The organism is Paenibacillus sp. MAEPY2 (assembly GCF_000499205.1).
Lineage (GTDB): Bacteria > Bacillota > Bacilli > Paenibacillales > Paenibacillaceae > Paenibacillus > Paenibacillus vandeheii.
Genome location: NZ_AWUK01000006.1, coordinates 135,868 through 161,466 on the forward strand (window position 1 = coordinate 135,868; position 25,599 = coordinate 161,466).

Genomic DNA, 25,599 nt, shown 5'->3' on the forward strand with positions numbered 1-25,599 from the left:
CACTGCCTCCTCGGTTGAAGCACAAGCTAACCTTGCTTCATGAAAAACTGTTGATCACTGTGCTTTTGCATTAATGACATGGGTGTAATTATCCGTGAATGTCGTCCATTGTGCAGGTTTGTTTGCAAAGGAGTAGAACGCCCCGATCTTCACGTATACTCCCACTTCAATTTTTACGTTTCCTTTGCCGGTTAAGCTTGAAGTTCCCTGAATCGTATACTTATCCAAATCTCTGCCTTGCGAATCTTGCAAGGGAATTGAAATATCGTTCAGGTCCCACCTAGCTCTTGCTCCATCCACTTTGGTATTTTTCGAGCCAACCGGAATCTGGATTTCAGTTCCTATGCCGCTGTAAGATAAGGCAATCGGAATCGTCCGTTGATTGGATTCCCGGACGATAGGATAAGTGTACGCAATAACATAAGGAGCCGTCGTTTGAAGAGACTCATACCGCGTCAGTATGGTGAAGATTTCGGATTGTTTCTTGATTAGTTGCCCGGTACTGCCATTCGGGGCTTTCCACGTATTCAGATTTGAGAATAATGGTTGAAACTTGACTTGAAGATTGTTGGCATTATTCGTCATCAAATTAGTTGTGTTCCATTGTACATTCGAGAATGTGTATTGGCCATACTTGGATGATTTCACGACCGGAAGATTGGCCGCCAATGGCCCAATCATATTTGGTTCTTCGGCCACTCTAAATGATTCATCACTCTGGATCCCTTCATGCATTTCTTTTAACGTAATCCATTCGTTATTGTTAAAACGTATGAACGTTTCTTTTGGAAATGCATCTTTGTCGGAAACTTCTGTAATGATCAAATCACCGTTGGCATTTTCAATTTGGTCATAGCCTAATTTGAGTATAAAGGAATTCCCGTTATCCAACGATCCTTCAGCTGAAATCAAGGTTGTATTCGATTCTTCATCCACATTGCGCTCGTACATGACATGGTCGATTTCCAGAGTATCAGCGCCTGCTTCCAATTGAAAAGATAATTCGTTGTTCGGCAACAATTCGATTCTCAGATAATCGAACGACTTTATTTTATCATACGTTTCAGGGTCATACTGGTAAACATTATGAATCAAGAATGGTTCGTCCTGCTCTGCATATAGCGCACTGGGAAAGAGGCTGAATACCATTACGAATATTAAAAATAGTTTCTTTTTCAATGCATACTCTTCCTTAAAAGCTACTCTGAATTCAATTACTCTGTGCCACGACACCTGGCACTCTAGGTAGTGACTTAGCAAGGGTCAGCGATCTAAGAAAACCTGTTTCCCCACGTATGACGATGAATATCGCTCCTTCCCCATGGGTATTTATTACTTGTTATAGGAATTATCAGACGCACAACCGATGCAATACAACATGTTATATCCTAAATGATCCCAGTCAAAAACCGCAATAAAATCGGCTGAAAATGGGATAAAAGTCATTGATCTCTTCGATCCATATAACTACATTAGGGTCCAATCCATAGTTCTATATATGGAAAAATAAAAAGAGCTCCCTCAAGGCAAGTCCAATCTCGAAGGATGCTTGCTTGCCCTGGGAAACCTTTTTTTTAAAAATCTGACTTGGACGCGTTTCTACCCAATATACTCAGGAAGATATAGCCCGGGAGAGCTCTCTTCAAATGAAACCCCTCCCCGCTGCTCCTACTTCTCGAACCGGAACCAGCCAAAGTCAAACTGACTGCCCGGCAAGAAGATAAAGGTTACCTTCTGCACACCTTTTACCTGCTCAAGCTCAAATACCCGCTCCTCATATCCTTCGGATTGTGTGAATTCGACCAGTTGATTGCTCTGTCCGTCCTCACCTGCAAAGCGGATATGAATCGTGTTTTTATCAATCGGCGAACGGCCATAGATCACGAGCTTCGACGTACCTTCTGCCGTGAAGTCCATATTTTCAAACTCCAGCGACACATTGTTTCCGATCCCCTCAACATGTTCGCCCTCGATCTTGAATGTATCTCCATAGAGATGATCGCATGATGCAGCCGTATTCTGCTCAAATGCGCGGCTTTGGCGCTCAAACGTGAAGCCTTTGATATGAATCTTCTGCTTCAGTACAAAACAGATTGACGTAATCCCGCTCAACCGCTTGGACAGCTGATACGTCTCTTCCTGATACACATTCCATCTGGATTCTTTGTCATACACCACATCTGCCAGCAGTGTGCTTCCCTCTTCATCCGGCATGCCTTCCCAGATCTGAATGAAGTACTCTTCACTGGACAATGCAAAGATTGGAATCGTAATGGTATCGGAACCGTACGGCCCGAAGTCGATATTCCGGAAGCCTACATGTGTCTCCCCATCCCGGCTTGTCGCTACCCCGCGTTCATTGCCGTTGCCGACATCCCCTTTGGTGTAATCGTAGAGTCCGCCAGTAATAAAGCCGTATGGATCTTTGTAAGCCGTGCCCAGACCCGTTGCTTTGAACTCCAGTTGGGAAATCAGTTTCGTTTTATCCGTACCGTTACTGCTCGTCGCACGAAGCCGGAATTCACCATCCCCCAGCGCCATGACCTTCACCAGATGTTGACTCTCTCCATCCACGCCCGCTTCCGCATGAATCACTTCAACCTTGGCAATGTTGGATTCGATACCTGCATCGTTCACCACTGCCCACTCAATATCGCGATAGGATGTGTTCTCCGGGTACAGCTTGGCGCTCACCGTCATGTGTTGTTTCGATGGATCGAATAGCTGTCCATCTTCACTGATGATCTCGATTTTGCGCAAAGGAATCTCCTGGCCGCGTCCCGTCAACACCGGACGTTCCGTATTACTCATGAGTACAGTCTGTTCCTGACCTGCAGCGGCCCCGGAATCACCAAAGGTATGATCTCCTGTGCCTGCAACAGCTTGCGATTCGAACTCAGCAACTGCGCCTTCCAATCCTTCCGAAGTCACCTCGATCCGCACGGTTCCCGGCTCGTTCGTTGCTCCAATGATTGCCATCAGCTTACCGCTGAACAATCTTCTGCTCAATCCTTTGTATGGATCATAGTCCGTGCTATCGCCATTATCCAGACCCAGCAGACGGGCTGCACCTGTCACTTGGACCTGCACACGGTTGTTTGCATTTTGCACGGGATTGCCTGCTTCATCTTCCACTTGAATTTCCACGAAAATCAGATCTGTACCATCCGCTTGCAGCTGCTCCCGATCTGCTTTCAAACGAACCTTCTTCGCGTCTGTGAAGGATCTTTGCACATCCGTTGCAATGACGTTACCGTTCTCATCATACGCGATGGCTTTGAGCTCACCTTCTTCATATGGCACTTTCCACCAGCCTGCCAGCTGGGTTCCCTTTGAATGGTCGATATCATACGTGCCGATCGTCTTGCCATTCAGCTGCAATTCAATCTTCGGCGCATTACTGCACACGCGTACATCGATCAGCTGACCAGGGCTGAAATCCCAGTATGGGAACAGGTGAACCATCGGACTTTTCTTGTAATCCGTCCAGGCTGCTTGGTAGATATAGTAGGAATCTTTCGGGAACGTTGCTGTATCCAGCTGTCCAAAATACGAATTCTTCGTATGATATGGTGTCGGCTCTCCAATATAATCGAATCCGGTCCACAAGAACTGCCCCAATGAATACGGCGTATCCCGTTCTGCCAAAATGCAATATTCTGCGGACTTCGCGCCCCAGCTTGTCGTACTGTTACCCAAAGCCGAGCACTGCTCGTCATCGTCCGCCAGAATGGATTGCTCAAACGGGAAGTGATAGATCCCACGGCTCTGTACCACAGACGACGTTTCACTACCATAGATAATCCAGTCCGGATGTTCCTCGTGATGCTTGTCGTAATACTTTTCCGCGTAGTTATAGCCTGCGAGCTTCACGATATCAGCGCATTTTTGCGCGTTTTCCCACGGCATGTAGTTCGAACCGATGGTCACGCCTGCATTCCCTTTTGGATCAAATTCCAGTACATACTCCATCAGCATGCGAGTTACTTCCTGCCCCCGCTCATCCGCATGGGTATCATAGATTTCGTTCCCGATACTCCACATGATCAGACATGCATGATTACGATCCCGCTTCACCCAGCTCTTCACATCGGTATGTGCCCATTCCGGGAAAAATCTCGCATAGTCGTAAGGGGTTTTGGCTCTCTCCCACATATCAAACGCTTCCGAAACGATCAACATACCCATTTCATCCGCAAGCTGCATGAACTCTTTGGCAGGCATGTTATGAGCGGTCCGGATGGCATTGACGCCCATTTCCTTCAACAACCCAAATCTTCTACGCAACGCCGTCAGGTTAAAAGCAGCCCCAAGCGCCCCAAGATCATGGTGTTCACACACGCCGTTCAGCTTCATCTTGACCCCATTCAGGTGGAAGCCTTCGCTTGCATCAAGCTTGATATCCCTGAAGCCAATACGCTGTGTGAAGGTCTCAAACGTCTCATAGCCCTGCTCACCTGTAGCCACTTGCAGCTCCGTTACCAGCTCATACAGATTCGGTTCATCCGGGCTCCATAACTTCGGATGATCCACCTTCAGCTGTTGGCTGCTGGATTGTATCTCTCTTTGTCCGGCGTCTTTACCCGCTGTAGTCATAACGTCAGCTTTGCTGGATACGATCTGCTTACCCTGATACCAAATCGTATGGACAAGCTGTGCGTTCTGGTCGAGATTCAGCTCCGTATCCACTTCAACCTGCCAACCTTCTGGCTGCTGCTGAATGGATACATAGGTACCGTCTGTGACGATGTGATTCCGATCTCTCGTTTTGAGCCATACATTGCGGTAAATTCCGGCCCCGGAATACCATCTGCTGTTGGGGCTCTGATGCACAACTTTGACTATAATTTCGTTGTCGCCCTCCACCAATGCACTCGTGATCTCATGCTCAAAAGCCGAATAGCCGTATTTCCATTCCCCCACAAGCTTCCCGTTCACATATACAGAAGAATCCATGTACACCCCGTCAAAACAAAGCAGAAGCTGCTGCTCATCCTTCGTATAAGGGAATGTCTTGCGGTACCAACCAATGCTGTCCTCATACAGTTCAAGCGTATTATAGATCAGCCAATCATGAGGAATCTCCACCGGTTCAAACGTTAACCCCGCAGGTTCCGTAACCTCCAGCTTACTTTTTGCAAACTGCCATCCATCTGTAAAAAGCCTTTTCTGATTCATCTCAGCTCTCACTTTCTGTGTGTTTTATGATTGCGGTTACAAACAAAAATATACTTCCCACCGAAAACCTTTTCGGAAATACTATGGTGAGACCATAACCTTCACTCGATTATATCATCTGACCGCTCTCTGTACGTCCATTTTGGGCAGATTTAATTAAAAAAAGATCCCGCTCTCGATTGATTCAAGTCGGGACCTTACGAATTCTATTTTTATTCATCTAACTACATTAATCATTCATTAGAAAATATAGCACTGCAATCTGGACTCCTATTCTCCCTTTTGTTGATTCACAACAAATTATAGATTCCATGTCTGTCAATCGATTCCTGTAATTTCTTGTCGTGCTATGTTAGATTATCCATTGGAATAATATCACATATACAGATAGGGGAAATTAGAACGTGAAGAAATCATGGGTACTATCAATCATTATGAGTTTTGTTTTGCTCGGCGGGGTATTCGCACCTGCAGGGTCGTATGCCGCTGCTGCGGATGACTCAACCACTACATATTCGGATGACGCATACTCCGAAGTTGACACAACAGAAGAAGAGCCGGAACTTACAGCCGAGGAAGAGGATTTCCTGAACTACCTGGATCAACTGGATAGCGCATCTGTATATGAGGAGAAAGCCTTCAATGCTTTGGGAGGGGGATTTTACATTACATCCTCCAATCGCAAGTCCGTTTTCCTGAAATTGACCAACACTGCGATTCCTAACTACACCAAATATGTATCCAAGCTGAAGCTGATCAAGCCGCAAAATGCGGAGCTGCAAAAAGTCCATGCCAACTTGATCAAAGGTAGCTATACACAGCTGGAAGGATTCCAACTCGCTAAAAAGGCTGTCTCCAAAACAACGGTAAACAGCGCAGTCCTGAAACAAGCCAACGCCAAAATTGATACCGGCAAGAAAAGCATCGAGAAATATCATAAAGAAATCTCTGCTTATGCCAATAAACTTGGGTATGAATTTTAGTAAATAGACCACCAAAATGTGTGGTGATATTGAATCATTCTACCCTTACACATGAAGCGGGACACACCATTCGTTCCAAAATAAACAAATTGAGAATTCAGGAAAAAAAAGTGTTTTCTTTTTCCAAATTAGTTCGTATAATAGCACTATAATCAAAAGGCTATGCTGCCGAAAGGTACAACCTCGTAAACATTGGGGTTGTGCCTTTTTTGCGTTTATAGCCGTATGATCCATCCCAACCAAGGAGTGAATGTCATGTTACTTGAAGCTATTTATCATCGTCCCAAAATGAATTGGTCCTACGTATACGACCGTTCGACCATGCACCTGAGACTCCGTTCCAAACGGGGCGATCTGGATGCCGTTATCGCTATTGTCGGGGATAAATATGCCTGGGATCGTACGATCCTCCACCTTCCTATGCGGATCTTTGCCCGTGATGCCCTGTTCGATTATTGGGAAGTGGAAGCGCAACCACCCTACCGCAGATTGCGCTACGGCTTCCAGCTGATTGAGGGCGAGGAATCCGTCTGGATGACGGAACGCGGATTTGAGCAGGCCCTGCCCGATCATCCGCTGGAATTTTTCGATTTTCCATTTATGAACCCGGTAGATATCTTTGAACCGCCAGCTTGGGTTAAGGATGCTGTGTTCTATCAGATCTTCCCTGAACGTTTTGCCAACGGTGATCCTTCGATTAGTCCGAAGAACGCAGAGCCCTGGGGCGGTGAACCGACGCCTTTCAATTTTTTCGGGGGTGACCTGCAAGGCGTTCTGGACCATCTCGACCATCTGAGTGCGCTTGGCATTAACGCCATTTATTTCTGCCCGGTGTTCCAGGCTACAACCAACCATAAGTACAATACCGCAGACTATTTGAGGGTCGATCCCCACTTTGGCACCAACGAGAAATTGAAGGAACTGGTGGATGCGTGCCATGAACGTGGCATACGGGTTGTTCTGGATGCGGTGTTTAACCACTCCGGGAGAGAGTTTCTTCCATTCGTGGATGTGCTTGAGAAAGGGGCCGCTTCCCGTTATGCGGACTGGTTCCATGTCAGAGAGTGGCCGGCGCGTATTGAGGATGGCATTCCCACTTACGAAACCTTTGCCTTCGAACCCCTTATGCCCAAACTGAACACGGAGCATCCCGAGGTCAAAGAATATTTGCTGGAGGTGGCCCGCTACTGGATTCAGGATATGGGTATCGACGGTTGGAGGCTGGATGTTGCCAATGAGGTAGACCATCAATTCTGGCGCGAATTCCGGCAAACGGTCAAAACCCTTAATCCGGATGCCTATCTGCTCGGTGAAATCTGGCATGATTCCATCATGTGGTTGCAGGGAGACCAGTTCGATGCGGTTATGAACTACCCGTTCACCAATTCCGTCATGGACTATGCCGTGCTCGGCAAGCTCGACGGTCTCGGGTTCGCCAATGAGATTGGTAAACTGCTTGCTGCTTATTCACAGCCTATAACCGAGGCAGCTTTCAACCTACTTGGCAGTCATGACACGCCGCGACTCCTCACCCTATGTGAAGGGGATGTTCGCAAAATGAAGCTGGCTGTCATGCTGCTGCTTACGTACCCAGGTGCTCCATGTATTTACTATGGTGATGAAGTAGGGCTTGATGGAGGTTATGATCCAGGTTGCCGCAAATGTATGGAGTGGGACGAACAGAAGCAGAACAAGGATCTGCTCGACTTCTTCACCCAAGCCATTGCCCTGCGTAAACAACACGCTGCATTGCGCGGTGCGGACATCACGATGATTTACGCTGAAGCTGGAGATCCCTGCATTGCCATTGGACGCAAGGATCAGGAGAGCGGGGAACAATTCGTGCTCGTCCTGAATGCAAGCGAAGAACCCCGCAGTATGGAGTTGCCACTACACCAGGGGACTTGGCGTAATGTATTCTCAGCCACAGCCCGGGAAACTCAGCAGAACAAGCTGAAGCTGGACTTGGAAGCGTACGGTTTCTCCCTGCTGCAGCTGGATGTGAAATCACACGTGAAAGCATAACATCTAGCTACAATCTAAATCCTTCCTCCGATGCGACTCTTGGTACGTCGTATAAAGATATCTCACATAAAATTGTGAAAGGGTTATCTCTCGGACGAATCACTTCGAATCTGTTCAACAAAAGGGGAACCGTAGGTGCATAATGCATCCAACGGTTCCCCTCTCCAATTACAACTCACTATTTCCCATCCTGCATTGGCATTCATGAGTCACTTCATTTATATGTTCATTCATTCTTACATCCCTTCCGAATCGTCCTCCATGCTTGCCGCAACCTCATCAAGAACGGAGAAGCTTGGACCGGGATTTCTTATTTTCTTCATTCTTGGGCTTGTTAAGGTTTCATGAGTAACGACGATCTTTTGCGGGATTTTGTATGGTGGCAGCTTGTCTTGGCAAAAGTCCCAGATTTGTCTGCGCAGTTCAGTAAGAGACTGTTCACCTGTAAGTCTGACCGTGGCCTTAACCATCTGCCCCGTAATTCCACTCGGCTCCCCGCTGATGACAGCCGTTTCAATGGAATCCATTTTCTCCAGAACACTTTCTACTTCCGCAGGATAAACCTTACGTCCGCCTACATTAATGATCTCCGAGCGGCGACCCAGAATGCGAATGTAACCATCCTCCATCTCCGCTTCGTCTCCGGTCTGAAGCCAACCATCTTCCGTGAAAGGAGATGGAGCGTTCAGATACCCGATCATGGCCGTTTCACTCTGAATCTCAAGCAACCCGTCTACAATCCGATAACGGACTTCTCCATCACGAACCGTAAATAGCAAGGAACCCGAATCTTTGGAACGTGTCGGCAGAATGCCAAGCTCTGACATACCATAAGCCTGCACCGTCCGTACATGCGGGAACTGTCGATTCCATGCTGCAAGCAGCGCCTCTGGCATAACCTCTGATCCATAGGAGACCACTTCGAGACTGGATAGGTCGAACTCCCGATAGATTTCACTAAGGAGCATTAGATTCATGAACGTTGGTGAGACCGGCAGCGCCTGAACGCGATACTTTTCAATGGTTCTGCATACTTCCAAGGGGGAGCGATCCGGTATGACACATAAACAGCCGCCGCTGGACAGAGATTGCAGCATCGTGTTTAAGCCGCCAATATGGTCAAACATCATGAAAGGAATCGTACAAAGCGGCCGAACTTGCCGCCTGAATCCGTCCAACAGACGATCCGCGCTGTGAACAGCGGCTTTGCTTCGTCCTGTCGATCCGGAGGAGAAGATCACCAGACCTGCTTTCTTTTCCTGACCCAGCCTTGCCAATATCGGAGACCGATTGCCTTGCACGGAGCAGCGTCTGGCTATAGCTTCCCCTTCTCCAACACTCATGCACCATTCTGCCTGAGCGAGCGCTGTATATTCATTCCGTTTAGCCTTAACCAAGTGTCGATCCAGCGGAACCACAATACAATTCCGTTCCAGAAGAGCGATTAATGTCGCTGCCGCATAAGGAGAATAATCCTCTTCAAGCACAACGATTGCCCCTTCAAACCCTTCTCTGGAAATCCACTCGCTAAGGGTCTTCACCTGCTCCAATAACCAGTTATAACTATATTGCTCGTCCTTCCATATCAACGCAGGGCGGCTGCCATACACAGCGAGCCGTTCCAGAAGAAAAGTGATATTCATCCCTCATCATCCTTCGGGCCATGTTTCAATTGCGCCTCCAAATATTCAACCAGCGATTCCACCGTTCGGTAAGGACTTTCGGGCATGGAAGCAGCGGCTATTTCCGCGAGAGTTATCCCTACACCAAACGTATCTTCAACCCCTTGCTCTACAACCGCAAGTAAAGTGACAAGTTCAAGGGAGTCCAGTCTCCCCCGCCTTCCATATAAGGGCGCTTGCAAACCATGCTCCATAGGAATGGGCGCGTTATGGTACCGATTAATCTCATCGCAGCTATCCAACACAATCCGCTCAATAACTTCCCGTTGTGAAGGCGCGGGGTTCTCTGCAGTCGATGAGGTCTGTCTGAATCGGTCAGCATGCTGATGTGTCGTCATCAGCGCTTCGTACCAGCGCAATTCATCCGCCGCCAATTGTTTGATAATATCCGTTAGCTGCTCCCGCCATTCAGGGCTTCGTTTCATTCTGGCGATCTGCAGCAGCTTGTGAGCATGTTCCCAGCGAGCTATCAATACACCGAATTCCGCAACATATTGATCATGGGGAGAATCAAGCCATTTGGCGGCCTCTTCCAGCAAATCGCGGAAAAAGTAGCGGCTCCAGCGCATGTCAAACAGGAACGCGGAGATGGCTTTCTCTTTTTCACGATCCACCTCGGCATCCGGTTGCAGTCTTTGTAACAATTGTGAAGATACAGCCTTTCCAAAATAATAGCTACGATTGCCCTGCCAGACGGTTCTACCCGAAATGAATTCATGGGCCTGCGTCGCCAGCGCAGAGCGCAGCATGTTCCGGTAGCCTGCAGAGTCGAGTGTTTCCACCGCACGAATCTCCATCGTGCCATAGGTCCGTAATGTTTCTTTTCGCCGGGCTATTTCAAGCTCAGAGATATTTTTGTTTCCTTTCCAGAACTCCTGGAAATCAGCGGCCGATACAGCTCCCATATATTTGGAGGGAACGGGATCATAGACATAGAACTGATCCTCATCCATCCCGTACACACCCAGCCAATGATCGACCAGATGCAGGCGCGAGCCTTGTTTAACGAGTTTGTGAATATATTCCGGATTTCGATAATCCTCCCCGTAAGGCAAGCAATAACTTGTGCCTGTGACGATCAAAAGGTCCTCATTTCCAAGACGTTCCTGAATATAGGCCTTTCCTTGTTCGAAGCTGTCAAATTCCCGTTCTCCAACCACTTCCCACATCGGCTCCCCATAATCCAGCTTATGAAAATAAGGCTTGATCAGGCCACGATCTGAACAGGAAGGCAGGCTATATAAGCGGCTGGAAGCCAGCAGGCCCAGACTGCTTATGGAGCCCTGACGCTGAAGAATTTCGTGAATCAAAGGAAAATTGCAGGGATAATAATACGGAATATCCATCGTGGGTTGAAATGGTTGACTAATCATGGCTACCTCCTGTTCCCGGCCTTGGCAGCTGTGCTGCCCCAAGACTGGATTTTGTAATGAAGAGACAGGTTATCATGGGCACGAAACACCCGATTGGGCAGTGCCTTGCCATCTGCATCGGTCTCAAACTGCCGGAAGCCTCGCGTGAATCTGAACCGAAATCCGCTGTCACGCGGAACCTCGAAGCAGCCCTCATAACGGCCGCCGCCTGCGTGCAGAAGCTTCATGCCCATGCCTCCGTAGATCGAGTCATCATACATGTCCTGATACGGTACCTCCGCACTCATGCAGACTGTCACGTGACCCGATAATTCCTCCACAACCGTATACATGCGTGATGCCGACAACGCTCCCACCGTCAGGGTAACGACTGCATTACCCGTCTTGACAGGAACCAGTTCCCCATTGGGTCGTACCTCAAGAACATCGGGTTGATCGGACCTATATTCCCCTTCAAGCACACTCATGGTAAACCCACTATCATGATGAAGCAGCGCATTGACGTGACCGCTCATGCCGCCCTTCAATCCGATCACGTCCCTCCCCGTTAATTCCAGAGAGACCGGTTTGCCGATTCGGCCAAACATGTACATCAGCGGAAGGTGAACCCGCTCTCCCCAATCCGCTTCCTGATGACCTGCATCCGGCTGTTCCAGAAATGCGATGTCCTTGCCAGATTTATACCCCAGTTCAAGCATCTGATGGGCTATTTTCCTTACCTGGGAAGGCAGAAACAATCCTTCGGCATCCCCAATATCCATCCACATTTGAATCGGCGCACTGCTCTCAGGCATGAGGTACATGTTCTCTTCCTGAAGCCTGCTCTCCGACGTTTCGTCCAGCTGCACGTCCACGAAGAAGGGAGAGAGCATGATTAATTTGCCAAAAATTTCGGGATGACGTGTTCCCATATGAAAGGTGCTGAGTGCCGCTGCGGAAGAACCAAGCAGTCCCGTATTGTCCTTGTCCGGAAGTGTGCGGTAATGCTCGTCAATGAACGGTTTCAGTTCATGAATGATAAAGTGTTCATAATCCAGGCCGGAGCAGCCCACACTCACCGCTTCTCTTGCAGGCGCAATGAAATGATAGAATTCATTGTGTGTAACTGGACGAACATGGGCAATTCCGACAATGATCAGCCCATCCATCAAGCCTTGAGCGATCAGTTGGTCTGCTGCCTGATCTACGTGCCACGTTTCATTTCCCGCAGTCGAAGAGCCGAAGGCTCTCTGACCCGCATGCATGTATAACACCGGATAACGATGATCCACATGCTCCTTATAGCCTGGTGGCAAATAGACAAAAATCTTTCTCGTGTTGTCCAGCCTGGATGCCTTGAAACCTTCCACACATTCGATGACAGAAGGAGTGTTCACTGAGCCATCAACCGCCTCTCCTATAGATTCCCCTTGTACACACTGGTTTTTTTCGTTATGCCTGCTTTGTTCTTCCTTCGGCTACATCGACAAACAACCCCGTCTCTGAAGAGACGGGGTTGTTTTAAAACACCGAAATGTTCTAAAATGCATAGCCCTTATATTGGTGGGTCTGCGAATAGTTTAAATCTGTTAAGCCTGATTGTAAATATAGAAATAGAAAAAAAATGCTCAGGAAAAAGTTATTGACAACCAAACCATTATTTAATTATCATAACGTTGTGATTATAACTAGAGGGCCATGCTTTTAAACCCAATCGGTTTAGGACAACCCCGGTAACTCCAGCAGGAGGTGCCGGGGTTGTTCGCATTCATAAGGAGGGGATATCGTTAAGAATAACCTGCCAATGGCTAAATTGAAAGCGCTTTTCTGATCAAGCAGAGATCACACATATAATAAACGAAGGGTGGATTACCATGTTCAAATGGACCAAGCGAATCATCCTCAGTGCCACGCTGAGCTTCAGCTTGCTGGCTGGAAGTGCACTGCCAATATTCCCGGCTGCCTCCGTATTCGCAGATGCGGATACGGCTGTAACCAACAAGCAGAACTTCAGCACCGATGTTATTTATCAAGTATTTACCGACCGCTTTCTGGACGGCAATCCCTCCAATAACCCTACCGGGGCAGCCTATGACGCCTCCTGTTCCAACCTGAAGCTCTATTGCGGGGGCGACTGGCAAGGACTGATTAACAAGATCAACGACAATTATTTTACCGATCTTGGCATTACGGCACTCTGGATTTCTCAGCCTGTGGAGAACATTTACTCGCTGATTAATTATTCCGGTGTCAACAATACGGCTTATCACGGCTATTGGGCACGTGACTTCAAGAAGACCAATCCTGCTTTCGGTACGATGACCGATTTCCAGAACCTGATCAATACGGCACATGCCAAGGGCATTAAAGTGATCATTGATTTTGCTCCCAATCATACCTCTCCTGCCATGGAAACCGATACCTCATTCGCAGAGAATGGAAAGTTGTACAATAACGGAACACTGCTTGGTGGCTACACCAATGATACGAACAAATACTTCCACCACAATGGCGGCTCTGACTTCTCCACACTGGAGAACGGTATCTACAAAAACCTCTATGATCTCGCTGACCTGAATCACAACAACAGCACGATTGACACCTATTTCAAGGATGCGATCAAGCTCTGGCTGGATATGGGCATTGACGGAATCCGGGTGGATGCGGTCAAGCATATGCCGATGGGATGGCAAAAGAACTGGATGTCCTCCATCTACGGCTACAAACCGGTATTCACGTTTGGTGAATGGTTCCTGGGTTCATCCGCATCAGATGCGGACAACACCAACTTTGCCAACCAATCCGGCATGAGTCTGCTCGACTTCCGTTTCAACAATGAAGTACGTAACGTGTTCCGGGATAACACGTCCTCGATGGTTGCCCTGGATGCCATGATCACCAGCACTGCGGCTGATTATGCCCAGGTGAATGATCAGGTTACCTTCATTGATAACCACGACATGGACAGATTCAAAACAAGTGCCGTTAACAACCGTCGCCTGGAACAAGCTCTTGCATTTACACTTACCTCACGGGGCGTGCCAGCTATCTATTACGGTACGGAACAATATTTGACGGGTAACGGAGACCCTAACAACCGGGCAAAAATGCCTTCATTCTCCAAAACTACAACCGCTTTTAACGTCATCAGCAAACTGGCACCATTACGCAAAACCAATCCAGCTATCGCTTACGGAACTACCCAGCAGCGCTGGATTAACAATGATGTGTATGTGTATGAACGTAAATTCGGCAACAACGTGGCTGTCGTAGCGGTTAACCGCAATCTCTCGAATTCCACTTCCATCAGCGGGCTTACTACATCGCTCCCTTCTGGAACATACAACGATGTACTTGCAGGTGCGCTAAACGGTAATAATATTACCTCTACAGGAGGAAATGTCTCTACCTTCACTTTGGCCGCAGGAGCCACAGCAGTTTGGCAGTATACAGCCAATACCACAACGCCAACCATCGGACATGTAGGCCCAACCATGGGCAAAGCGGGCAACACCGTTACTATTGATGGTCGCGGATTCGGTACTACCAAAGGCACGGTCTATTTCGGTACAACAGCTGTGACCGGTTCAGCCATTACTTCCTGGGAAGATACTCAGATCAAAGTGACCATCCCTGCTGTTGCCGCCGGCAACTATGCAGTTAAAGTCCTAGCCAGCGGAGTCAACAGTAACACCTATAACAATTTCACGATTCTTAGTGGCAATCAGGTTTCCGTTCGGTTTGTCATCAACAATGCATCCACGACGCTTGGTCAGAATCTCTATCTGTCAGGTAGTGTCGCGGAGCTGGGCAACTGGTCCACAGGTCCTCTCGCCATTGGTCCAGCGTTCAATCAGGTGATCTACTCCTATCCAACCTGGTACTATGACGTCAGCGTACCTGCCGGAACGAAACTGGAATTCAAGTTTTTCAAAAAGAACGGCTCTACCATCACGTGGGAAAATGGCAATAACCATACCTTCACCACACCAACCAGCGGAACGGCAACTGTTACAGTGGACTGGCAATAGTCATTCCTTCATCTTCCTATCATCCAACCCGGAGTCAGACGCGATAAGCGCCTGCTCCGGGTTCTTTGACTAGGCTTGTCATTACCTTTGACATGCATGCTTTGCTATCGACTTTGCTATCGATAGGTCCGAATGGATTTTAATCCTGCTGCTGCGACCACCCCTACCACCAAAAGCATCGCCCCAAGGCTTTCCAACACGGTTTGGGCACCCCATTGATCAGCCAGAACCGAGACCACCGTTAATCCCAGGATCGGGGCTGTACTTGTTATGGTACCGAGCACGCCGTAGATCCTTCCCTGCAGCTCATCAGGAACCTCGGCACGCATCATGATCTGGGTTAACATCGTACAGCACGCAAACATGGCTCCCCCGGCAATAATCAGTGGCAAGGCCAGCAATGGAGAGGATACATTGGATAACAGCATATACAGTGGACCAAGGACCAGTAAACCGATAAACACCCATCGTCCTCTTCGTTTCAAGCGATTACCGGAAGCAATCAGAATCCCGGAACCCAGCATATACCCCAGAGGAATACACGTCTCGATCAGTCCGAACTGGACAGGATTCGCCTGCCATACGTTGACGGCCATGACCTGAACAAGCATGATGGCTGACATGAAGAAGAGAATCAGCAGCGGATTAAGAATGACGATGGAGCGAATCAGGGGATGTGCAAAGATGTAGGAGAACGAGCCACCCCACTCCTTGACGAACGATCCTCTATGCATGGAAGAACGTTGTACATCCGGGAAACGTCCGGCCAACATCACACATATCGCAGACAATAAAAAGGTCACACCCGTAATCATGATCGCCGTAAACCCTCCAAATGCAGAAACTGCAATCCCCGCTGCGGCCAGTCCGCTGATACGGGCAATATTATCGACCAGATGAATGGTTCCTGTAGCTTGCTGCAGATGCTCCCTCCCCACCAGACTGGTTACCGAAGCATGAAATGCAGGCGCCTGAAACAGGCTGGAGAACATGGAAAGGGAAAGCATGAGCAGCACGAGTGGAAAAGGAGCGTGCAGCACAAACAGACTCACTGCGATGATAAACGCCATGGCTCCACGAAACAAATCCGACGACAGCATCAGTTTTCTGCGATCTAGCCTGTCGGCAAACGTACCTGCGAATGATCCGAACAGAAAACTGACGACCATATTACATACCTGCACAGCTGCCATGCTCTTGGCACTTCCCGTGGTCTGCAACACCCACAGACTGATGGCAATGCCGTTGAAGCAATCACCGAATACGGAGATGCCGTAGCCGCATAAAATTCTGCGATAAGCAACATTACGCAAAAGCGCCCTATTGGCCATTTTCTGACTCTCCGCTGCAGTGCGAGTCCCGTTTGGCCCCAATTCGGGTTCTGGGGACTGTAGCGTTCCCATCGATCTTTTCCTCCTTTTATCATTCGGTCTCAAACAGCAGACAGGCGCTTCCGAAGCAGTTCCAGCGATGAATGGAACCTCTCAGAAGCGCCTGATTGGTGGTGGCCTGGGTATGTTCTACAGGCTGTCTATGCGGTTAATTGTTTATATCCTTTATCATTTTATCCTTTGGAGGCGCCAGAGGTCAGCCCCTGCACAAGGAAACGCTGCAGGAATACAAACAACAACGTAATCGGAATGGCGATCAGTACGGCCCCGGCAGCAAACATCGTAAAGTTACTGTCCTGATAGCGGCTAACTAGATCCCACATGCCTACTGCAAGGGTCCAGTTCTCTTTCGTCCGGAGTACCAGCCGGGCAAAGATAAAGTCCATCCACGCACCCGTAAAGCTGGTTAAAGCTACATAGGTCAGCATCGGCCGGGACAACGGCAAAATGATACTGGTGAACACGCGCAGATGACTGGCGCCGTCAATTCGTGCGGCTTCATCCAGACTGCGCGGGATGGTATCAAAGAACCCTTTGACAATAAATCCACCCAGTACAGCCCCGGACGAATAGACCAGAATTAATGCGGCATGGGTGTCCAGCAATTTGATCTGAAGCAAAATAATATAAATGGCGATCATGCTCATGAAGCTGGGGAACATCCCCAGGATCAGCATGGTGGATAGAATGGTCTTCCGACCGCGGAACCGGAAACGGGATAAGGCATACATGCCCAACGTAACCATGAGCGTTGAGAAAATCATGGTGAAAAAGGCGATCTTCAACGTGTTCAGATACCACGTTCCATACATGAACGACGGGTTGTTAAACAGCTCCCCATAATGTGCCAGCGTGAACGCTTCAGGCCACAGACGTTCACTGAACAGGGCCGCCCCTGGACGCAGTGACGAGAGAAATATCCACAAGACGGGGTATACCGATACGATGGCAATGATGACCAGCAGCACATAACTGATCGTCAGACGCATGGGATTGTTGCGCTTTTTCATTGAATCATGTCCTCCTCCTTGAACGATTTGGAACGACGGAAATTCCAGATGGAGAACGACGCAATAATCAGGAAGATAATAATGCCGACCGCCGAAGCCATATTGAACTTGTTGTTATCCAACGTCAGTTTGTACAACCAGGTCACGAGAAGGTCAGTTGATCCCGCATATTGATAATCGCCACGCAGCGGATTACCATTCGTCAGCAGGAAGATGACATTGAAGTTGTTGAAATTCCCGGCAAACTGCATAATGAGCACCGGTGTTGTGGCGAACATGATAAAAGGAAGCGTAATGATGCGGAACTTCTGAAAACCGGACGCACCGTCCACCTCAGCCGCTTCATACAGATCCCGAGGAATCGCAGTCAAGACGCCCAATATGAGCACCATGCTGACCGGGATTCCGATCCACATGTTGACAATGACGACTGTAACTTTTGCCCAGAACGGATCGGTTAACCAAGGCAGCCCCTCAAGACCAAAAGCCTTCATATACGTATTAATGGGACCGAACTGTCCGTTGAACAAGTTACGCATCAAAAGCAGGGAGATAATCTGCGGAATGGCATAAGGAAGAATGAATATCGTCCGCCACAGCTTTTTGAAACGAATGCCCTTCTGTTCGATGAGAAGCGCAACCAACACGCCCCCAAAATAGGTAGTGACTGTTGCCAGAATGGCCCAAATGACCGTCCACGTTAATACCCCAAAGAAGGTATGGCTCCACGATTTAAGCTGAACCAGGTCCGTAAACGTCTTAAAACCCACCCAGTCCACCAGCTTGGCGGGTGGAATATGATCCGGTGCCGAGTAGTTGGTGAAGGCCAGCGTAATCGTAAACAAAATCGGCATAATCGTGAAGAACAGGATACCGAGGGCTGGAATCGACAAGAAAAGATACGGGAATTGTTTATCGAGCAGATATCTCAGGGAAGCAGAAGCTCTGGTAGCCTGCTTTCCTTCCTCTCTTAATTTTCCCGTGAGGTACGCGTCCCGGATATTGAAGATATACAGCAGAAGAAAAACGAAAAACACCAAAAGTACAATAATTCCATTGAGCAGCAAGAAGATGGAGTGGTCGCCCTGCTGCAGCACCGTTGATCCATTCACTTTGACAAAACGCTGCGTCTGCTCGCCCAGCGTCCATACTCCCCATACGGCTTGATTCAAACGAGGAATCAGATATGCGAGTCCAATTACCTCCAGGATCAGAAAACAGATTCCCTTGATCCATTGACGGTTATACAACTGTCCAAGTCCTTGCAGGACCACGGACAACACAGCCGCTGTCATGCGATGCTGTCTTTCTCTATTCGGCTTAACAGTGACTGGAACATGCTGCTGTTTCATTCATTCCTACTCCTTCCCGGCAAGCGAAGTTACCGATCAGTTATAGCAGAGTGCAGAGGAAATGTTGGCTTCCTCTGCACCTGCTCTTTTTTTATTTATTGGACAGTTGCAAGGCTCTCCTTAACTTGGTTGACTGCGTTATCCAGAGAGGTTTTTACATCCTTGCCTCCATCCCATATGTCGGTAATTGCCGCGCTGATGGGACCCCAAACGCTGTCCATGGCAGGAAGCGAAGGCATTGGAGTGGAGTTGTTGAATTGCTCAAGGAATGCCTTTGTAATCTCATCTCCCTGAATCTTCGGATCTGCCGCAACGTCTTTATTGGCCGGGAGAGTTCCGTTCATCTCAAAGTTGACCATCTGAGATTCGGCACTGGAGAGATATGCCGCAAACAACTTGGCAGCATTCGGATAGTTTGTGAATGCATTGACGTAATATGCCTTGACTCCAGAGAAGGAAGTCATCGGTTTGCCTTCAATCGCCGGGAGTGGAGCAACACCGAAGTCAATGCCGGCATTTCGATAATCGGCGATGGACCAAGGTCCGTTAATATCCATGGCCAGTTTTCCGCTTGAAAAGAGGCCTTTCTTGATGTCATAGTTCACATCGCCCATTTTTACAGGCAGTACTTCCGATTTCAGCGTTTGCAAGAATTGGCCGCCCTTGATGGCTCCTTCATTGTTGAGGCCAATATCCTCGCTGTTCATGCCTTCATCGCCAAAGATATATCCACCTTGGGAAGCCAGGTAAGCAAAGTTGTAATAGAACTGCTGGAGCTCCCACATCAGGGTGTACTTGTTGTTTTTGGTGTCATTAAAAGTTTTGGCAAAGCTGATAATGTCATCAAATGATTTCGGTGCTTCGGGATAAAGCTTTTTGTTATAGAACAACGCATAGGTTTCTACGCTGTAGGGATAGCCGTATAAGATGTCTTTGAAGGTTACGGCTTTAACCGCATTGTCACTGGATGATTGTGTGGTCTGTTGCTCAAAAATATCATTCGGCAAGATCAGTCCGGCTTCTGAAGCGCTGCCAATCTTGTCATGCGGGAAAACGACTACATCCGCAGCCAATCCCGCGGGTCCGTCCGTTGTCAGCTTGGTCACCTGATCGGTCGGCGGCAATTCCTCGATCTTTACAGAGACGCCGTACTCCTCTTCAAATTTCTTCGCTCGCTCCTCTATAAAGCTCCGCTGATTTTTATCCTCCCATATGACAAGGCTTGCGCCCTCTTCTGGCTGAATATTTTCCGCGGTCACTGTTGTTTCACCAGTCTCACCGCTGTCTGTTGTGGTTGGCGCAGCGCCTCCACCTCCGCTTGAACATGCAGTAAGTGTGAGTGCCATGAATCCTGCAAGTGCTGCTTGCTGCCATCTTTTCATTGAATTTCCCCCTTTTCGTAGTCATGATCGATGCTGTACTTGCGCTTTTCACCCGTTTTTCTGTGTACTGTTCCTGTATTCTGAAGTTCCGCATCTATCCGTTCGAACGTAATACAAACGTTTGCTCATATTAACCTCAGACTGGTCCAATCCTTATGTAATCGGGATGAATTTTCTTAGATGTATGTTGATTCAAGTCATGTAAGCGCTATAATAACAATCACATCATACAATAGCTGACTTTATTTGCACAAACGTTTGCACAAGTCATTTTTGCTCATTTTCCTTCATTTTGGCGGCATATGTCCCTGTAATTTCCGATTTCCTTGATCTCCCGCCTTCTTCCTTTATTTCACTGCCTCTTCTTCCTCCTGGTGCAGTTAGCAATTGATTTATCAAAGTCTTTGAATTAACATAGGAGACATGTTGAAATGCTTGTACAGAAGGGATTTTTCACATGATTACAATCAAAGATATTGCCAAATTGGCGGGTGTATCCCCTTCTACGGTCTCACGGGTTATTTCCAACCATCCCAGAATCAGTTCGGAAACGTCACTCAAAGTGAAGCAAATCATGAAAGAACTGAATTATCATCCAAATATGATGGCCAAAAGCCTTGTTTCCAAAACGACTCATACCCTGGGTATCATGCTGCCCCGACCTGCTGAAGAGCTGTTTCAGAACTACTTTTTCGGAGAATTACTTCGGGGAATCATTACGCATGCCACCCGCATGAATTATGAACTTCTTCTCTCCACCGAAACGTCTTCCAGCGATGAATTGAATGCCATATCCCGCCTGGTGCATGGGCGACGCGTGGATGGTATTTTGCTGCTTGGCTCCAAACGGGAAGACCCGATTATTTCATTTTTGGAGGCGGAAAAGTTCCCCTTTGTACTGATTGGCCGCAGCGAAACGCATCCCGATGCACCGATGGTGGACAATAACAATATACAAACGGCATTCGATGCAACTACACATCTGATTGCCCAAGGACATAAACGAATTGGATTTGTTAGCGGACCACCGGATTTGACGTTGTCTCATGATCGCTTGCGGGGATACAATAATGCACTTAAAGAAGCGGGTCTTGATGCTAACAATGACTGGATCGTGGAAGGAGAATTCCTGCAGGAAAGCGGCTTCCGGGCGATGTCCCTGTTCATGTCGCTGCCAGACAGACCAACCGCCCTCGTTGTCATCGACGACAATGTTGCCTTCGGAGTGCTTCGTGCTCTGGCCGAACTGGGATATAACGTTCCTGAAGATATAAGTGTTGTGAGTTTTAATAATATTGCCTTATCAGAGCTTGCTTCCCCGCCGCTCAGCTCCATTGATATCGGAACTTATCAGCTAGGTTATACTGCGGTTCAGATATTGTTGAAAATTTTGCATGGTGAACATTTGCCTCAAAATCCGGTTATTATCCCGCACCGCTTAATTGTTCGGGATTCGTCCCTCTTTACGTTATCCGGGAATACGTAGACATGATTGTGCAAACGTTTGTCCTACTGTTCTGATGTCACACATTCTCACTGTTGTGAACATGCAAAAGAAGCCCATACACGGGTATGAGCTTCTTTGCATATTTCCGTTATGAACGCTGGATTAGTAAGAGCTCCAGCCTGCATCTGCCGTTACGACTGTTCCGTTCACGAAGCTGGATTCATCCGAACCAAGGAACAGCGCTACCTGTGCAATTTCTTCACTTTTACCTGCACGTGGATTAATCGCCATTCCCAGCTGTTGTCTGCTGGCACCGAAGTGGTTAATGTTTGTCATTGTGGAAGCGATATTGGTTTCAACCCCGCCCGGAGCAATCGCGTTACAGCGAATACCTTGCTGAGCATACATGAAGCCTGTATTCTTCGTGAATCCCACAACCGCATGTTTGGAAGCAGTGTAAGCTGCGCCTGCACGTGCACCATGCAATCCGCCTGCTGAAGCGATGTTAACGATAACGCCTTTTTGTTTTTCCAGGAAGATTGGCAGTACTTTGCGGGTTGCACGCATTACACTTGTGGTGTTGATTGCAAAGATCCGTTCCCACTTGTCATCCACAATGTCGCCAGCTGGTTCCATACTGTCCATAATGCCTGCATTATTGACCAGGATGTCCACTGTTCCATAAGTGTTAACCGTCGTATCGATCAGATTCTGAATATCCTCTTCCTTCGCCACATTCGCAACCACAAACGTCGCTTCTCCACCTTTTGCCTTGATATCCTCTGCAACCGCCTGCGCTGAAGCTTCATTGATATCCGATACAACCACCTTTGCACCTTCTTGTGCATACAGTGTTGCAATTGCTTTACCCATGCCGGAACCTGCACCTGTGACTACAGCTACTTTATCTTGAAGTCTCATATTGTATCATCCTCCATGTATTCGTTTACAATAAGTTAACAAACAAATGTTCATTAACTCTTATCCTTAGTATAATAAGTCATAGCAATCTTGTTCAATCAGTAAAAGCTTGCCCAATTGTACGTTAATCAACACTTCCCATTCAGAATGTACTTTATCTTAAAATATCCATTTACGAGGAGTACTGTATATGACCGAACTTCCAAATTCCATGGATCGAAGAATCAAGAAATCCAAAGCGGCGTTGAAGGATGCTCTCATCCAATTAATGCAAAAGCAGTCATTTAAGGAAATATCCATTACCGATATCGTACAACTGGCCGATCTGAATCGGGGTACCTTTTACAGACATTATCAATACAAGGAAGACCTCTTCAATGAAATGATTGATGACGTGATTAAGGATCTGGTCTTCTCCTATCGCGAACCTTATCTGGATAAAGAAATATTTGAAGTAAGTCATATGCCCTCTTCTGCAATCAAAATATTTGAACATGTGCATCAGCATGCACAATTTTACACTCTGGTTGTGAAGTCGGATGCCTCCTCCAATTTCCAACAGATGATCTGCGATGTTCTGCGTGACCTTGCCCTTCAGGATCTGAACGAAATATTTCCGTCCCACATTAACCGTGAGCTGCTAGCAAGTTACCAGTCCCATGCGATCTTTGGCATGATTATTGAATGGATTCGGCAGGAATTCGAGCACAGTCCCGCGTATATGGCAGATGAGTTGTTTAAAATCATTAATTTCAAACCGGGCAATGTGGTGTATCACACTCCTTATAAGGCGCCCTAGGAAAAAACAACAGACAAACCAACAGATAGGCTGAATGAAACTCTCTCTTTTGCCTCATATTAAATAGGAATCCATTGAATAGTTTCTCAAAATATGGGTAAAAGGTAGGAACGCCATATTTAACTATTTACATGTGTACCTAATATAATATGAGGAGGAATTATAATGACATCTTTCAAATATCGGCTTGAACAAAAAGAACCCCGTACGGGCCCAGGCGGCATTACCCGCGGCGCTTCTGTTCGGGATTTTCCTGCGTCCATTGGTATAGCTGGCGTATCCATGCGCCTGGAACCGGGAGGCATGCGTGAACTACACTGGCATGCCAATGCAGCAGAATGGGCTTATGTAATCAGCGGCTCCTGTCGCACCACCGTCATTCATCCGGACGGACATGCATACACCGATACCTTTGAGCCAGGAGATGTGTGGTATTTCCCGCGTGGTTACGGACACTCCATTCAGGGACTGGGACCGGACGAATGCCATTTTATTCTGATTTTTGATAATGGCGATTTCTCGGAAGATCATACGTTCAGCATTACCGATTTCCTGTCTCACACACCGAACAACATTGTTGCCCAGAATCTCGGAATTACCCCGGAGCGTGCAGCGAAGCTGCCTCAGGGAGAAGCGTATTTCGTCAAAGGGCCTGTTCCCAATGACAGCTCCTCTTCTGGAACCTATCGACGCAACTCGGAGCTGACAACTCCCCACCGATACCCGCTGCATGCCAAGCAGCCAAGACGCGCGCCAGGCGGCGGAACCCAGCGCACGGTTACTGTCGAAGATTTTCCCATCTCCACCACGATGGCCGGATCATTGATCGAACTGCAACCAGGCGCATTACGAGAGATGCATTGGCATCCCAATGCTGACGAATGGCAGTATTACATTAGCGGCACTGCCGAAATGACGGTATTCCTCGCAGAAGGTCATGCGGTGACAGAGCAATTCGAAGCAGGTGATGTGGGCTATGCACCGATGGGTGCAGGTCACTATATCAAAAATACGGGAGATGAAGTCTGCCGTGTGTTAATCGGGTTCAACAGTGGACACTATGAAGCTATTGATCTGAGTGAGTGGCTCGCAGGCAACCCGGATGATGTGCTGTCCACGAATCTGGAAATGTCCAAAGCGGAAGCCGAACAGCTTCCTAATGACACCCTTTTTATCGCACCGGACCCGAATAAGCCGAAGTCATAGTCCAACTGCTACCGGAACCTATTGAATATAGCTCGGGATTAGTGGTCCTTCTATCATCTATCACGGAACCATTCCCTTCTTAATGGAAAAGGAGTTGGACATCATGGCTTCTGCTTCCGATTCGACCAGCGACCGCAAACCTGTGGGACATACCGTAGAACGACTGGAGCCGGGTCTTTCCCGGCTTCTGCTGTCATGTGTGCTTGTGCTGATCTCCGGGTTCATTGATGCGGTCGGCTATCTGCAGCTAGGGAAAATCTATCTGTCTTTCATGAGTGGTAACAGCACCAAGCTTGGCATCGCGCTATTTGAGGGAGACACCGCTGTTTTAACGAATATAGGTCTGGTCATTTTGTTATTCATTGTAGGCGCCTTCATCGGTACGATGATTACGGAATTATCGGGAAAATGGCGACTGACGGCGATCTTGGGTATGGAGTCCCTTCTCTTTGTCAGTGCCATTGTTCTGTTTCTGTTCCTCCATACACAGAGCGTGCTTTTCCCGATTGCCGTTGCCATGGGCATGCAAAACACCATGCACCAGATGGTTGCTCATGCGGATGTGGGCAAAGGCTTTGTAACAGGTACATTGTTTGGAATAGGACAGGCACTGGCCAAAGCGATCAGAGGCAAGGCCCCTGCTTCCGAATGGGCAGTACTTGCCCTGTCCTGGGTTATATTTGTGATCGGTGCAGCGCTGGGAGCATTGCTGTTAACCCAAGGGAACCTGCTGCTTGCCCTGATCGTCTCACTCGCTCTGCTTCTTCTGCTGATCCCCTACGTCCTCCATGTTCAACGCGATTTGACCTAATCAGCAGAACGACAGCTTTGGTATGTATG

General features: G+C 48.0%; 17 protein-coding genes. 7 read left to right on the forward strand and 10 right to left on the reverse strand.

Features of this window, described 5'->3' with window-relative positions; all coding sequences use genetic code 11:
- Window positions 1-54: 54 nt before the first annotated feature.
- A complete protein-coding gene (locus tag P364_RS0104365; protein ID WP_024628935.1) occupies window positions 55-1,179 on the reverse strand; it encodes a hypothetical protein in 1,125 nt (374 codons plus the stop codon).
- 489 nt (window positions 1,180-1,668) lie between these two features.
- Entirely contained in the window at window positions 1,669-5,178 is a 3,510-nt protein-coding gene (locus tag P364_RS0104370; protein WP_024628936.1) for a DUF4982 domain-containing protein, read from the reverse strand.
- Window positions 5,179-5,582: 404 nt separating this feature from the next.
- Between P364_RS0104370 and P364_RS0104375 the strand changes: the two genes are divergently transcribed.
- Together P364_RS0104375 and P364_RS0104380 are read left to right on the forward strand one after the other, a co-directional pair.
- A complete protein-coding gene (locus tag P364_RS0104375; RefSeq protein ID WP_024628937.1) occupies window positions 5,583-6,161 on the forward strand; it encodes a hypothetical protein in 579 nt (192 codons plus the stop codon).
- A 255-nt stretch (window positions 6,162-6,416) separates the two neighbouring features.
- On the forward strand, window positions 6,417-8,186 hold the full coding sequence (locus P364_RS0104380) for an alpha-glycosidase (RefSeq protein WP_024628938.1): 1,770 nt from the start codon (window positions 6,417-6,419) through the stop codon (window positions 8,184-8,186).
- Between the two features lie 236 nt (window positions 8,187-8,422).
- Here P364_RS0104380 and P364_RS0104385 read toward each other — a convergent pair whose 3' ends face one another.
- Genes P364_RS0104385 through P364_RS0104395 form a run of 3 tightly spaced genes read right to left on the reverse strand, consistent with a single transcriptional unit; the run spans window position 8,423 to window position 12,617 of the window.
- On the reverse strand, window positions 8,423-9,829 hold the full coding sequence (locus P364_RS0104385; RefSeq protein ID WP_024628939.1) for a class I adenylate-forming enzyme family protein: 1,407 nt from the start codon (window positions 9,827-9,829) through the stop codon (window positions 8,423-8,425).
- On the reverse strand, window positions 9,826-11,241 hold the full coding sequence (locus P364_RS0104390; RefSeq protein WP_024628940.1) for a hypothetical protein: 1,416 nt from the start codon (window positions 11,239-11,241) through the stop codon (window positions 9,826-9,828). The genes P364_RS0104385 and P364_RS0104390 overlap by 4 nt, the downstream gene beginning before the upstream one ends.
- Window positions 11,242-11,243: 2 nt before the next feature.
- A complete protein-coding gene (locus P364_RS0104395; RefSeq protein ID WP_024628941.1) occupies window positions 11,244-12,617 on the reverse strand; it encodes an alpha/beta hydrolase in 1,374 nt (457 codons plus the stop codon).
- A gap of 477 nt (window positions 12,618-13,094) precedes the next feature.
- Here P364_RS0104395 and P364_RS0104400 point away from each other — a divergent pair, with 477 nt between their 5' ends.
- On the forward strand, window positions 13,095-15,251 hold the full coding sequence (locus tag P364_RS0104400) for an alpha-amylase family glycosyl hydrolase (RefSeq protein WP_024628942.1): 2,157 nt from the start codon (window positions 13,095-13,097) through the stop codon (window positions 15,249-15,251).
- A gap of 116 nt (window positions 15,252-15,367) precedes the next feature.
- Here the strand turns inward: P364_RS0104400 and P364_RS0104405 are convergent, their stop codons facing one another.
- The 4 genes from P364_RS0104405 to P364_RS0104420 all read right to left on the reverse strand — a co-directional run bounded on the left by P364_RS0104405 (window position 15,368) and on the right by P364_RS0104420 (window position 20,386).
- Entirely contained in the window at window positions 15,368-16,654 is a 1,287-nt protein-coding gene (locus tag P364_RS0104405) for an MFS transporter (RefSeq protein ID WP_024628943.1), read from the reverse strand.
- A 161-nt stretch (window positions 16,655-16,815) separates the two neighbouring features.
- The gene (locus P364_RS0104410; RefSeq protein ID WP_024628944.1) at window positions 16,816-17,652 is read right to left on the reverse strand and encodes a sugar ABC transporter permease; all 837 of its coding nucleotides are present in this window, start codon (window positions 17,650-17,652) and stop codon (window positions 16,816-16,818) included.
- Window positions 17,649-19,004 carry a carbohydrate ABC transporter permease gene (locus tag P364_RS0104415; protein WP_024628945.1) on the reverse strand — a complete coding sequence of 452 codons (1,356 nt, stop codon included), beginning with the start codon at window positions 19,002-19,004 and terminating at the stop codon, window positions 17,649-17,651. Before P364_RS0104415 ends, P364_RS0104410 begins: the two co-directional genes overlap by 4 nt.
- 95 nt (window positions 19,005-19,099) lie before the next feature.
- On the reverse strand, window positions 19,100-20,386 hold the full coding sequence (locus tag P364_RS0104420; RefSeq protein WP_024628946.1) for a sugar ABC transporter substrate-binding protein: 1,287 nt from the start codon (window positions 20,384-20,386) through the stop codon (window positions 19,100-19,102).
- Window positions 20,387-20,843: 457 nt separating this feature from the next.
- On the opposite strand from P364_RS0104420, the gene P364_RS0104425 reads away from it, so the two are divergent.
- Window positions 20,844-21,872, forward strand: coding sequence for a LacI family DNA-binding transcriptional regulator (locus P364_RS0104425; RefSeq protein ID WP_024628947.1), 1,029 nt, complete (start codon window positions 20,844-20,846; stop codon window positions 21,870-21,872).
- A 123-nt stretch (window positions 21,873-21,995) separates the two neighbouring features.
- Here P364_RS0104425 and P364_RS0104430 read toward each other — a convergent pair whose 3' ends face one another.
- Window positions 21,996-22,754 carry an SDR family oxidoreductase gene (locus P364_RS0104430; RefSeq protein WP_024628948.1) on the reverse strand — a complete coding sequence of 253 codons (759 nt, stop codon included), beginning with the start codon at window positions 22,752-22,754 and terminating at the stop codon, window positions 21,996-21,998.
- Window positions 22,755-22,944: 190 nt separating this feature from the next.
- On the opposite strand from P364_RS0104430, the gene P364_RS0104435 reads away from it, so the two are divergent.
- The 3 genes from P364_RS0104435 to P364_RS0104445 all read left to right on the forward strand — a co-directional run bounded on the left by P364_RS0104435 (window position 22,945) and on the right by P364_RS0104445 (window position 25,570).
- Window positions 22,945-23,553, forward strand: coding sequence for a TetR/AcrR family transcriptional regulator (locus tag P364_RS0104435; RefSeq protein WP_024628949.1), 609 nt, complete (start codon window positions 22,945-22,947; stop codon window positions 23,551-23,553).
- A 165-nt stretch (window positions 23,554-23,718) separates the two neighbouring features.
- Window positions 23,719-24,759, forward strand: coding sequence for a cupin domain-containing protein (locus P364_RS0104440; RefSeq protein WP_024628950.1), 1,041 nt, complete (start codon window positions 23,719-23,721; stop codon window positions 24,757-24,759).
- Between the two features lie 103 nt (window positions 24,760-24,862).
- Window positions 24,863-25,570: a YoaK family protein gene (locus P364_RS0104445; protein ID WP_024628951.1), complete on the forward strand. Its 708-nt coding sequence runs from the start codon at window positions 24,863-24,865 to the stop codon at window positions 25,568-25,570.
- Window positions 25,571-25,599: the final 29 nt, after the last annotated feature.

Bases quoted from the DNA above. Each gene is read 5' to 3' on its own strand.
- P364_RS0104370 (WP_024628936.1), bottom strand. From the start codon at position 5,178: ATGAATCAGAAAAGGCTTTTTACAGATGGATGGCAGTTTGCAAAAAGT.
- P364_RS0104380 (WP_024628938.1), top strand. From the start codon at position 6,417: ATGTTACTTGAAGCTATTTATCATCGTCCCAAAATGAATTGGTCCTAC.
- P364_RS0104385 (WP_024628939.1), bottom strand. From the start codon at position 9,829: ATGAATATCACTTTTCTTCTGGAACGGCTCGCTGTGTATGGCAGCCGC.
- P364_RS0104390 (WP_024628940.1), bottom strand. From the start codon at position 11,241: ATGATTAGTCAACCATTTCAACCCACGATGGATATTCCGTATTATTAT.
- P364_RS0104400 (WP_024628942.1), top strand. From the start codon at position 13,095: ATGTTCAAATGGACCAAGCGAATCATCCTCAGTGCCACGCTGAGCTTC.
- P364_RS0104405 (WP_024628943.1), bottom strand. From the start codon at position 16,654: ATGGGAACGCTACAGTCCCCAGAACCCGAATTGGGGCCAAACGGGACT.
- P364_RS0104410 (WP_024628944.1), bottom strand. From the start codon at position 17,652: ATGAAAAAGCGCAACAATCCCATGCGTCTGACGATCAGTTATGTGCTG.
- P364_RS0104415 (WP_024628945.1), bottom strand. From the start codon at position 19,004: ATGAAACAGCAGCATGTTCCAGTCACTGTTAAGCCGAATAGAGAAAGA.
- P364_RS0104420 (WP_024628946.1), bottom strand. From the start codon at position 20,386: ATGAAAAGATGGCAGCAAGCAGCACTTGCAGGATTCATGGCACTCACA.
- P364_RS0104425 (WP_024628947.1), top strand. From the start codon at position 20,844: ATGATTACAATCAAAGATATTGCCAAATTGGCGGGTGTATCCCCTTCT.
- P364_RS0104430 (WP_024628948.1), bottom strand. From the start codon at position 22,754: ATGAGACTTCAAGATAAAGTAGCTGTAGTCACAGGTGCAGGTTCCGGC.
- P364_RS0104435 (WP_024628949.1), top strand. From the start codon at position 22,945: ATGACCGAACTTCCAAATTCCATGGATCGAAGAATCAAGAAATCCAAA.
- P364_RS0104440 (WP_024628950.1), top strand. From the start codon at position 23,719: ATGACATCTTTCAAATATCGGCTTGAACAAAAAGAACCCCGTACGGGC.
- P364_RS0104445 (WP_024628951.1), top strand. From the start codon at position 24,863: ATGGCTTCTGCTTCCGATTCGACCAGCGACCGCAAACCTGTGGGACAT.